The 12005-nt window shown below is 58.2% G+C and carries 6 protein-coding genes and 1 pseudogene; 2 read left to right on the top strand and 5 right to left on the bottom strand.

The features are described 5' to 3' along the window. The 4 genes from OQK_RS30375 to OQK_RS06440 form a co-directional block, all read right to left on the bottom strand. Positions 1–2463, bottom strand: a 2463-nt coding sequence (locus OQK_RS30375) for a dermonecrotic toxin domain-containing protein (protein ID WP_038860645.1), incomplete at its 3' end; no start/stop codon positions are given. A 151-nt stretch (positions 2464–2614) separates the two neighbouring features. Then, entirely contained in the window at positions 2615–5170 is a 2556-nt protein-coding gene (locus OQK_RS06430; RefSeq protein WP_038860647.1) for a LuxR C-terminal-related transcriptional regulator, read from the bottom strand. 138 nt (positions 5171–5308) lie between these two features. After that, positions 5309–6676 carry a DUF1329 domain-containing protein gene (locus OQK_RS06435; protein WP_016771641.1) on the bottom strand — a complete coding sequence of 456 codons (1368 nt, stop codon included), beginning with the start codon at positions 6674–6676 and terminating at the stop codon, positions 5309–5311. A 23-nt stretch (positions 6677–6699) separates the two neighbouring features. Beyond that, positions 6700–8493: a DUF1302 domain-containing protein gene (locus OQK_RS06440; RefSeq protein WP_038860649.1), complete on the bottom strand. Its 1794-nt coding sequence runs from the start codon at positions 8491–8493 to the stop codon at positions 6700–6702. A gap of 797 nt (positions 8494–9290) precedes the next feature. Between OQK_RS06440 and OQK_RS06445 the strand changes: the two genes are divergently transcribed. Both OQK_RS06445 and OQK_RS06450 read left to right on the top strand, forming a co-directional pair. Then, on the top strand, positions 9291–11288 hold the full coding sequence (locus OQK_RS06445) for an S-type pyocin domain-containing protein (RefSeq protein ID WP_016771643.1): 1998 nt from the start codon (positions 9291–9293) through the stop codon (positions 11286–11288). Further along, positions 11285–11545, top strand: coding sequence for a hypothetical protein (locus OQK_RS06450; protein ID WP_016771644.1), 261 nt, complete (start codon positions 11285–11287; stop codon positions 11543–11545). Before OQK_RS06445 ends, OQK_RS06450 begins: the two co-directional genes overlap by 4 nt. Positions 11546–11588: 43 nt before the next feature. Here OQK_RS06450 and OQK_RS06455 read toward each other — a convergent pair. Further along, positions 11589–12005, bottom strand: a pseudogene (locus tag OQK_RS06455) (serine/threonine protein kinase); the annotation flags it as partial.

Below are 12005 nucleotides of genomic sequence, written 5' to 3' on the forward strand. Positions count from 1 at the left end.
CGCCTTGTTCTGATATTGCTCTTTCAGCATCGCGGTATATCTGTCGCCGGGTCGGAATGTTTTCGACAGCGAGGAAAGGTCGCGGATATCCAGTTTTTCAACGATGGGATGGCCGTTGACCAAATAGTATTTCGGGCTGAATTTCGTTTCGTAGGCTGGATGCGCCGCTTCAAAAGCGAGTCCTTCAAGCAAAACGTCGGTAACGCTCTTACGAAAGTCTTCGGTTTGCACAATGATCTGGTCGGGATTGACCGAAACGTAACAGCCACGCGAACGCAAAATGTCTTCGATCTGAGCTTTCACCGAGTCGTAAGTGAATTGCTCGAATGTCGGAAAACCATTGTCTCGCGCCTCAACCATGGACAGTGCCTTGAATTCGGTGCTCAGACGCGAATAGCGCTTGCGGCCCTCGAAGCCAAGCGCGCGATAACCGGCCGGTGCAATGGCTTTGTGCAGGGCAACTTCGGCTCGGTAGGCGACATTCGCGTAGTCCGCCAACGGTGCTTTGGCGTTCAGATAAAAATCGACCGGCCGGCTATCAATCGTGTAGCGATAGCTCAGTTGAGTGCCAGCGCTGCCAAGCAACTCACCGGCCTCTTGCAGGTAGTCGGGATGGATCATCAATGCGGCGTATTCACGATCCGCCGACAATGCCGACTCCAGCCAGCGGTTCGCGGCGTAGATATCGGGAAATTTCTGCAGTTCGAATTGTCCTCCAGCTGTTTTGACCAGCATCAGCGACGGCACGTATTCTTTGGCCGAAATCATCAGAACGTCTTTCAGCGCTGGCGCTTGCAGTCTGATTTTCAACCCCTGAATAGTCACCGCAGGATCATTGGCCATGGCCCGCGCGATGATATTGGCATCAGTGGAATCCAGTTTCCCGGAGTGACGAGCAACAAAAGCCGCGAACTCCATCTGACTGCAGAGATAGTTGCGATAAGCCTCCTGGTAAGCCACCGAGGGCGAGTATGCAAGACTGCCGGTAAATTCCAGTCGCAGGTTACGATTTTCCAGCCACTGTTCAAGCGCTACTGCCGTCAGCCGACTTCCGGCAGGAGCGCCGATGATAGTCAGAGCCGCTTTATAACCAGTGTCGTGCAGCCCGAAAACCATAAACTCCGTCAGCGTCCGGGTTTCTTCCTGTTCGATAGTACGCCCGGCAATTTGCAGACTGTACGAGCTATGGACACTTATCGATTCCGGATCCAGTTGTTCACCAAGTACCCTGTCCGCCCATTCGGCGAATGTGCGAATTACATAATCCTTGAATGAAAAACAGGCATCGAAGGTGTTTGAGTAGACAGCCTGGTATTGATCCCGCGACTCTTCAAGCTCGCTATAGCGCTGTTGCATATCGCTACCCGCGGCATGCAGCCATAGCGGCCAGTCGGTGCGTTTCAATGCAGCCCAAAGCAGATAGAAGCGGGTTTCGATGCCGTAACGCAGCACATGCAGGCCTTGATTGTCCTGCAGCATGGAAGTCAGCGGTTTTGCCAGTTGTTCCTGGCCGCCGATCAAGAGTGAAACACTTTCAAGCTGACCTTTGAGGTGAGCCTCGGCACAAAACGCATGAGGACTTTGCGCAGCTTTCAGATACCTGATCTGGTCTCCACCCAGGGACAGTCGCTGCTGAAGTTTGCTATGCAGATCGATATTTTTTTCAAAAAATTCAAAGCCGTTTTCCGGCGTATGCAGGAGATAAGAGGTTGACTCATTCACCAGCGGCATTTCTGCATCCGCACGCTCGGCGTTGTCCAGAACGAAACAAGGCTGAAGCGACAGCAGGTAATCCTGTTCAGGTTGCAGCCTGACTTCAAACGCTGCGCGACCGCCATCTGCGTCGAGCAGATGAGCGAATCGCTCGCCCAACCAGGCGTCAAAATTGTTGGCCATGACCGACAGCGAAAGCTCTGCACTGGTGACCACGGCGCAGGCTTCGATGAAAGCCTGCTTATTAGACAACGGTGCCGTTTCCGGTCGCATGGACCTGACTGGCGCCGCCCAGAACTTTGCGATCTCGGTTTGCAATGTCTTTTGCAACCCGGTGGTCACCGCAGCAATCAGATCCTCGACAATAAGGACATTGAGAGCATTGACCTTGAACTGCTCATTCCGGGTGTCCGGCAGAGAATAAACCCCATCACCGCCCATTATGTAAGCGGGGCTGACATTATTATCAAGACAATGAACAGTCACTTCCCAAAGAGTGCCAGAAGGACGACTTCCATTATCGGGAAAAGCCGAGTCCGTATTGATGTAAACATTGTCAATATCGATTGTCTTGCCCAAACGCTTCAATTCACTGTCAAGCATGCTGCGAAGAATATCCAGCACGCTCGGCATGGCGTCGACGATCTTGAATAGATCTTCCTTTGCCTGGATTGCCTTTTCCCACTCTTCAGGCCAGGTAACTTGCTCACCCAAAGAACCACGCATCAGACTTTTATATAACTTGACCACATCTTTTCCTTACTTGACTATCCAGAGCTGCGAACACAGCCGCTGTAGATAGCTGCAAGGTAGTTTCTTTTCCAGGCAACTTGAAGGGCGAACAATTTACAAAACATGCCAACAAACACATGCAATCTTTTGTACTGCAAAACTTCATAATCTAAATCAGTATCCCCATCAACTTTGCTTTTGCCACCGCTTGAGTTCTGCGCTCCACACCCAACTTTCCGTTAATACGTCGCGCATGGGTTTTTACTGTATGCAATGAAATAAACAGTTGTTCGGCAACCTGCTGATTCGAAGCACCTTGAGCAATCAATGTCAGCACTTCGCGCTCGCGTCGACTGAGGCCCGGGGCATGATCAGCGTTATCGCTCAGCCAGACAGGAATCTGCTTGCCAGACGCCGTGCCGACGCTGCCTCGGCGTAGTTCCCACTCGCGCATGGCTTGCTGCAACCGGCAGCGCTCCGCCAGCATTGCGGCTCGCTGGAAAGCTTGCTGCGCCGCCACCGTGTCACCGTGCAATTCGGCCAACTGGGCGAAGGCCAGCAGCAACTCCGTTTCCGCCGCCAACATGCCTTTGGCCTGAGCGCGTTTCAGCAATCGTTCAATGGTGGGCAGAGCGGTTTCGTCAGGGATCGATTGCGCATTCGCGCAGGCCAGCAGGTATTCGATGCGAATAATCAGTTCGAACGTCGCGGGTGGCGCCTGCAACGCAGAAGGCCCCCGGTAATGCCGTAACAGTCGGCTCAACGCTTCTTGCACAAGATGCGGTCGGCCCTGCTGCAACCAGAACTGGCTGCTGACCTGCAACACAACACCGCGATAGACCGTATCGGGAATCTGCCGCTGCTGCATGACCCTTTCGGCCTCGCGCAGGCGCTCGAAAGCGCAGGCATAATCGCCGCGATTGCCGGCCAGTTGCGCCTGCCCGAGGTAGCCGTACAAGACTCGTTTGTCTGCACTGCGCAGGCAATCTTCAAGACCCTGGCTGAACAACTGCGCAGCCTGCTCTTCAAGGCCCATGCACAGCGCCAGTCGTCCGCGTCGCAAGGCGATACGGCCGAGCAGCGGCGTGGGCACCATGCTGCGCTGACGCAGCAAGTGCTCGATCTCCACCAGCAGGCTTTCCGCACGCAAAGGCGCGCCTCGCTGCTCGAGCCATTGCGCATGATCAAGCTCAAGCAACCCCTCAAACAACAGAGAGCCGTGAGCCCGCGCCAGGCACAGCGCCTCGCGGTTGAGGGCATGGGCCTGATCAAGTTCACCGCACAGCAACGCCTGCTGGGTCAGTCCCGACAGGCACATCACACAGGCCTGCCAGGCATCGTCAGCCAGTGCGGACAACGCCTCCTGAAAGCAGGCGCGTGCCGGCTCCATCTGTCCTTGCAGGTGGAAAAGCCATCCCTGGTGCGCCTGCCAGCGGGCCAGCAGCTGCTGCTCCAGTTGCGCTGTCGGCTGCGGCATGAAGCGGCCGAGATGAGCCAGGCATTGCCCGGCCTGTTCGAACCGGCCGGCAAACAATAAGGCGCCCGTGACCAGCACGATCAGCTGGGGTGTCATCAGGGTCAGCTGCTGGCTTTGCTGCTCGTGCAAACGCAACAGCAGGACGACCGTCTGGTCTTCGAACAAGTCTTCGAAGCTGAAATGCTGCAACAGGCTGACGGCAGTTTCGTATTCCTCGGCCAACAACGCTTGTTCGAACGCCGCTCGCCAATCCTGCGTCGCGCTGAACCACTGACAGGCGCGCCGGTGCCAGGAACGCGCACACGGCCAATGCGACTCCTGGATGATTCGCGACAGCGGGCGGAACACCTGGAGCCAGTCAGCGGACGCTTGCCAAGGCTCGATGAAGCAGCCGAGCACTTGCAGATCACGCAGCAGCTGAGCGCCCTCGCCAGGGCCGAACAAATGCTCGCATAACGGCGCGTTGAACCGTGGCAGATGAGCCAGCACACGCCATGCCTCGTCCTGCTCCGGGGTCAGGTTGCTGAAGAGTTCGTGCTGCAGATAATCGAGCAGAGTGTCGACACGCTGCTGCGGCTGCAGGTTTTGCGACCAATCGCACTTTTGCAGGAGCGCCATGCGCGCCCCCGCGCACCAGCCGCCGGTACGCTGGATGATACGGGCAGCGACACGCTCCGCCTGGTCTGGCGGCAAATGGTGCAACACCGATACCACTTCATCGTGAGTCAGCGCCAGGCTGGCGCTTTCGAATTCGTAGAGTTCGTCATCGAGCAACAGCCGCGGCCAGTTGCACTGCGGCCGGCGCCGAGTGCTGACCCACCAGGTGAGCGCCGGACTACTGACCGCCAGCAAGCGATCCAGCAGCGCGTCCACAGCCGGATCCGGCAGACGACTGTAATCATCGATGAACAGCGAAGTCGGCCTCGACCAATGGGCCAGCTCCGCCATCAGTTGCGTATCGTCAAGGCCTTCGACCAGCCCGAGCGCCCGCGTCAGACGCAGGCAGAATTCTTCAGTGCTGAGCGCCGCTCCCGCCAGCGGCAGCCAGATTGCCTCGCACTCTGCACGCGCCTGAAGAAGACATTCGGTGAGCAGTGCGGTTTTGCCACTGCCCGCGGGCGCGCACAACAGCTTCACCCGCGCGCTGGATGCCAGCAAAGGTGCGCTCAAACGGCTGCGAGGTTGATGATGCGAAGAAAGCCTGGGCAAAAATCCGGGTCGATCCAGGCACGGGGTCATGGCGGTCATCGGGTGAGCCTTCTTATCGTTGTGCGCTCACCCTAGCCCTCTCCCGCGCCCTTGTTGACGAGTATTCAGCACGCTGATTGATGGCCATAAAAAAGGCGACCGTGCGGTCGCCTTTTGTCCAGCGGTACAGCAGACCCGTTACCGTACGCCCTCGGCGCGCAGAGCCGACGGGGTGTAATCGGCGGCCTTGGCTTCGAAGCCGAATTCGAAGCTGTGCTTCTCTTCGTTCTTCATGCCCAACGCAATGTAGCGGCCGGCAATGATGTCGTAGAGCGCTTCCAGCGTGTAAGCCTGGGCCTGATGATCGTAGTAGTACTGCGCGTGACCTTCGGCGACGCGCCACAGTTGCCCGCGACCGTCGTAGTGATCGGCCAGTGCCACTTGCCAGCTGTCCTCGTCGATGTACATGTGGCGCTTGGCGTAGATGTGCCGCTCGTTCGGTTTCACCGTGCCGATCACTTCCCAGACGCGGTGCAGTTCGTAACGGGTCAGGTCCTGATTGATGTGCCCGGCCTTGACGATGTCGTCGTACTTGAGCTTCGGCGAGTCGAGCTTGTAGCTGTTGTAGGGAATGTACATTTCCTTCTTGCCAACCAGTTTCCAGTCATAGCGATCCGGCGCGCCGGAGAACATGTCGAAGTTGTCCGAAGTCCTCAGGCCATCGGCCGCTGTACCCGGGCCGTCATAAGCCACTTGCGGTGCGCGCCGGACCCGGCGTTGACCGGCGTTATAGATCCATGCCAGACGCGGTTCCTTCACCTGATCGAGGGTTTCGTGCACCAGCAGCACGTTACCGGCCAGCCGCGCCGGGGCGGTCACCGATTGCTTGAAGAAGGTCAGCACATTGGCGGCTTTATCCGGGTCGATGTCTTTCATCAATTGCGGCACGGCGATCTCTTCTTCGAAGCGGATCGGCGTGTAGCTGCCGTTGGTCTGCGGCGTGACCTGGGTGATGATCCGCCGCAGATTGCCACCGTGGTAGCGGGTGATGTGGTTCCACAACACCTCGACGCCGTTCTTCGGAATCGGGAAGGCGTAGTAGCGATTGCCGGTGAAATTGGCCAGGCCGTTGCCATCGTTGATCGCGTTGACGTTGAGCGCGCTGCGCTTGGCCGACTCGTAGATTTCCGCTGGCGCCCCCACGGTGCGGTGGGTCGGGTAGACCGGGATCTTGTAGGTTTCCGGGTAGCGTTTGAACATCGCCACCTGGCCATCGGAGAGCTTGCTTTTGTACTGCTCGACGTTCGCGGCGGTGATGGTGAACAACGGTTTTTCGTTGGCAAACGGGTCGGCGAGGAAGCCCTTGCTGTCCACCGCACCGGCGTTTTTCGGGATGCCGCCGGTCCAGGCCGGAATCGAACCGTCCGCATTGCCGGCCTTCTCGGCGCCGAGCGGGGTCAGGCTGGTGCCGAGTTTGTTCGCCTCATCCGGCGACACCGCCGCCATCACGTTGGCCGCCAGCAGACTCAAGGCCAGCACGCCACATTGCAGAATCGTTTTGCGCATTGCAGTCATCCTTTTCGGGCAGATCAGAAGTTCACGCCGAAGCTCAGGGCCACGAAGTCACGGTCTTCGAGGACGTTGTAGTCGCCACCGAAAAAGTCGGTGTAACTCAGGCTTGCGGTGTAGGTGTTGCGGTAGTCGGCATCGACGCCGAAGCTGATGGCTTTCGCACCTTCGTTGAACAGACCGTTGGGGCCGTAACCGGCGACGTCATGGGACCACGACAGGTTGGGCTTGAGGTTGATCCCGCCGATGACGTTGGCGTAATCGAGAATCGCCCGGGCGCGATAGCCCCACGAAGTCGAGGTGACGAAGCCGTCGGTATCGCCGCCGAAACCATACTGGCCGTACACCGAATCACGGCCGTAACGCAGCTCACTGCGGGACTCCAGACCACCGACATGCACCACCGCCGCTTCACCGACTACGGTCAGGCGTTCGGCGCCGAGCACCTGATCGAAGAAGTGCGTGAGGGTGCTCTGGATCTGCGTGACTTCCTTGCGCCGGTAGCCTTTGTTGTCCGCACCCGGCGAAGTAGCGAGTGGCGATGCGGTGCCGCCGGCAATCGGGTTGACCAGCGCCAGGGTCAGGTCGTTGGTGTTGACCTGCACCGGCGCGTTCGGCCGGTAGCTGACCTCACCGGTCCACGCGGTGCCGGTGGGCAGCGTGGTGGAAAAACTCGCGCCGTACAGGCGAATGTCTTCCGGGTATTCGAGATAGTACTGACCGCGCCCGAGCATCACGCTTTGCGCCAGCCCCGCACCGCTGCCAGGCGCGAGGCCGTTGGCAATGCCGACCATGCCTGGCAATGCCGCCAGTGTCGACAGCCCCGCCGTGGTGGTGCCGACCGTCGGCGTACGGCTGTGGTAGTTCATGAAGTAGAGGCCGTACTCGGTGTCTTCGCCGAGCCAGCGCAGCGCCGTGCCCCACTGCCCGGAATCGCGCGCATCGCGATCGCCGCCACGGGGAATCACCACGCCCTCGCGGGTGACCTGAATGCCTTGGCCGAACGCGGTGGTCAGCGGCACCAGTGGCGCCACCGCCGGACTGCCGACGGTGTAGCCGTTGTTGCAACCGTCCGCCGCCACGTCGACGCCAAAGAACGTGCCGCAGTTGTCGAGAACGGTCTGGTCCCACTCCAGTTGGTAGAAGCCTTCGACCGAAAGTTTGTCGGTCAGGCTCTGCGAACCAAACAGCATGTTTACCGGAATCAGGCCTTCCTTGATCTCCGCACCGGGACGGCGGAATGCCGAGACGTCGACCGGGTTGATGCTGTTGATCGAGTTGCCGATGAAGGTACTTTCGCCCCAGCTCACCACCTGCTTGCCGGCCCGCACGGTGCCGGGCAAATCAGCGATGGCGTAGTTGTGATAGACGAAGGCATCGAGGATCTGCGCGCCGGAAGACTTGGCGCCTTCCTTGCGGCCGCTGTCGCTGATCTGTTTGAACTCGCGGTCTTCGTCCTTGAGTTCGAAGTCGTACCAGTATTTGCCCCGCACGAACACGCCGGTATCGCCGTACTTCAGTTCGAGGTCGTGGATACCCTTGAAGATTTTCGAGAAGGTTTCGCCCTTCTTGAAATTCAGCCGCCCGTCATCACCGGTGGACGATTGTCCGCTGCCGCCATTGACCGTGCCGACCAGCGAACTGTCGGCATCGCGCAGGCCCCAGCTCGCGCCGACCGAAAGTGACGAGTCGAAGGTGCCTTCGATTTCGCCGATGTTGAAGGCGACCGCGTGCGCCTGGGCGCCGCAACCCAGAGCCACCGCAGCGGCCAGCGCCTGCGGTGTGAAGATGGCGCGCATTGTTGTTTTTGTCATGCGTCTTCCCCGGTGAGTGACAGAAGGCCCCACCCTACTGCCGGGTGAAGCGGTCGATAAGCGCACCAAGGAGGTATTTGCGTTGTCGCTCGAAAGGATGAATGGCCTTGCGCGGCGGGGCCTTGAGAGGTTCATGGGTTGGCTGGATGGCGCATCATCAGCGCCATTCATGGGCACCTCACTGTTGCGCGCCCCGTAACAGTGCATGTCTGGAATAGGTATTTTTCCTACAGGCTTGAGACCTTATTCTGAGCGCGCTTTCCCGGCACACGCCGCAAAGCGCGAAGCCCGCTACGCTGAATCGCGAGCGACTGGCTACAGATTCTGGATAAATCGATGTTTTCGGTTTACCGCCCCGCTGTTCACTGACGTTGATTTGTAGCTCCTTGATCCAACGTCTTACCTTGGCCGCTGCGTTTGCAGCGGCCTTTTTTATGGGCGTTTAAAAAGGCTGGATAACGGTTCGGTAACGCTTCCGATCAGCGCGTCAGACATTTCTTCGAAGCTCGGATGAATACCCTCTGCATCGATAAAAACCCGTGAAAACCCTTTCGACATAACGCCCTGTTACTGACGGGCTTCTCGGATTTGATTACCGCCACTCTGAGGTAACTTGAAACACCTCAACCATTCGCTGGTGACACGGATGTCATCGCCACCCGTGCGCACTTTTCGAGCGAGTGAAAACGCACATTCAAAAGGACATGAATATGCCAAAGCCTCCACCTTTAGAACTGGATCCAGTACATATCAGGGAATTCGGTCCTGATGGCTTCGAACCATTCAAAGAACGCGACATGAATTACTCCTACAGCGGCATGTTCGGCCCTGCCGGCGCCAATCCGCAGACGCGTGAATTGATGCATGAAACGCAAGTCGCCGTGGAACAGGAATTCAACGCAAGAACCGCCTCTATTCCCCAAACCATTGAGGTCGAACTGGCGGCGACCAGGCTGGAAGGACCGACCAATCCTCTGCCACCGGCCGCAGCACTGGCCCGCGAAGTGGGCGTCAGGAACACCTTGATTCAGCGCAAGAGCGCCGAGTTTCAACGGCAGACTGCCATCGCCAACCGCTTTTATGGCAGCGATCCACTGGGAAAAACCTTCAAGGATTACCTGAATCAGGCATCGGCCAATCGGCGCGCGCAGGGCGCAGCGGTCCGCAGCAGAGCGTTGTGGAGCGAGTCCTTTCGGGCCGCCCACGAAGCGCGGCTGCTGGGCCAGACATTGGCGCTGCTCAACCAGCAACAGGCTGGCGTACTCAATTGGCTGGCCACCGTACAAGCCCAGGATCAGGCCCAGGCGGCAGCGGCAGAGGCGCAACGCCAAGCTGCAGAACGTGCCCGCATTGCCGCTGAGCAACAGCGCCAGCGTGACATTGCCGAAGCGATGCGCCGGGAGCAGGAAGAAATTCGCGCACGCGAACAGGCGCGTCTGGCCGCGTTGGCGGAGCAACAGCGTCGGGATGCCGAACAGGCTCGATTGGCGGCTGAGACCGCGCGCCTGAATGCTGAGGCTGAAGCTCGGGAGAAAGAGCGGCTGGCTAAGTTGAAAATCGCCCAGGCCGAGGCACAAGCCAAAGCTGAAGCAACGGCGCTGGCCAATGCGGCAGAACAGGCTCGGTTACAGGAGGAACGGAAGCATGTCTTTCCGTCCTCTGGAGCAATGGCCAGCAACGGCCCGGCCGTTTCTTTCGTTTCGACAGCCGTCCCGCTCAGCCCGGCTATCTCGGTGGGAATACTCAATGCACTACGTACGGCAAAAGCGACCCTGACAGCGACGGGCACGGCGCTGTTCGGCAGTCCAGTACTGATGGGGTTCGCAGCGCTATTGATGCCGTCACCTCTGGGCAACGGCGAACGCTTTGCGATGAGCGTTCCACTGGCCGAGTTGTCGTCCGAGCCGGCCGAGACGCTGCGTGAAATCGCATACCGGCAGGGCACTTTGGAGATGCAGGTCGGGCTAGGCGTCAGGCGACTCGGGGCTGGCACGCAAGTGTTCATCGCTACGAGTGATGACTTCCATATTCGCTCAAGTGTGCTGGTCCTCAATGCCGCATACGATTTGCTCAACGACGTATACGAGGTCGCACTATCGGACTCGCCTACCGACTTCCTGACCTGGACGCCGGCAATCTCGCCGAGCGACCAATCGACCGCTTTGCCAATAGTGGATACCGGTTCGCCCGCCTATTCCGGCGCTTCCGTTGTTGCGGTTGAAGGGCGGCTGGATCTGAACCCGATCCTGATTGAAGGCTGGGATCGATTCATCATCGTGTTTCCGGCTGATTCGGGGATTGAGCCGCTTTATGTGGTGTTCAGTAATCCTTATGAAGGGGCGACCGAAGAGGGGAAGCACAGCGGGCGTAGTTTCAACCCTGACGAGATTGGAGATGAAATATCAGATTTGCAGTGGGCAACAGCCGCTGTTTCATCGGAAGGAACGGACATCGTGAAGTTACACATTTCAAAGTTTCCGCAATCAGCTGCCAATGACGTAATGCTTGATCGCCTGGAGCGAATCGCTCGTGGAGAACTCGAAGCTTCCGACACTGACAAACGTTTCTACACTCACGAGATAAGGGAGTTCGAAAGATTCAGAGCTTTAGGCTTTGGTGATACCGAGATGCCAGAGATCGGGTCACCGATCTGGAATAACGTGCATACGGCAACGTTGGAAGATTTCCAGTTGAAAGACGATCCCGCACTTCTCTACACGCCCGAAGCACTGGCTGCTGCAACGGAGCAGGAAGAACGTGATTACCAGAAATTGCTGAAGGAGATGTGGCAATGAGCACCGTTGAGATGATCGTTAAAAATGAACCTCTGGATGACATAGTTACGGTGTTCGCGTTACTTCAGGCAACGCCACATCTGGACATGATGATCAGACGCCACAATCGAGACCTGATCGACGAGTATGGGACCCTGGAAGCATCGTACGCTCGGCTCTTCGCTGCCGGGATTTTACTGGAGGGAGAAAAGGGCCTAGCTATCAAAGGACCTAACTGGAAGCCGCCCAAGTTCATGACAGAAAAAAGATACATTTGAAAACTGGAGCCACCCGCCGCGAGGGTTGGTGGCTCCGTTAACTTCAAATCGAATACTTCTGCAAATTCGCCATCATTTCCTTCAACGCTTCAATATTGTCCTTCGGGTGCGCCGCCCCTTCGAAATCACAAATCTGCTGCCAGTGCGCCGCGACGTCTTCCGGCGAGAACCCCTCGCGCGGATCGAAGCCGGCACCGAGGCTGCGTTCCCAGCGCACCTTGCCCATCCAGCCGCCGCCGACTTCGAACAGGCCGGACGTTTCCTGGCATTGCTCGCTGGCCAGATACACCACCAGCGGGCTGACCAGTTCCGGCTTCAGTTGCTCGAATACTTGCGGCGGGATCAGGCCCTCGGTCATGCGCGTGCCGCCGGTCGGGGCGATGGCGTTGACCAGAATGTTGTTCTTGCGCCCTTCGATCGCCAGCGTTCGGGTCAACCCGTAAAGCCCGAGTTTGGCCAT

The sequence above is a fragment of the Pseudomonas sp. R62 genome (assembly GCF_000257605.1).
GTDB classification, from domain to species: Bacteria; Pseudomonadota; Gammaproteobacteria; order Pseudomonadales; family Pseudomonadaceae; genus Aquipseudomonas; species Aquipseudomonas atacamensis.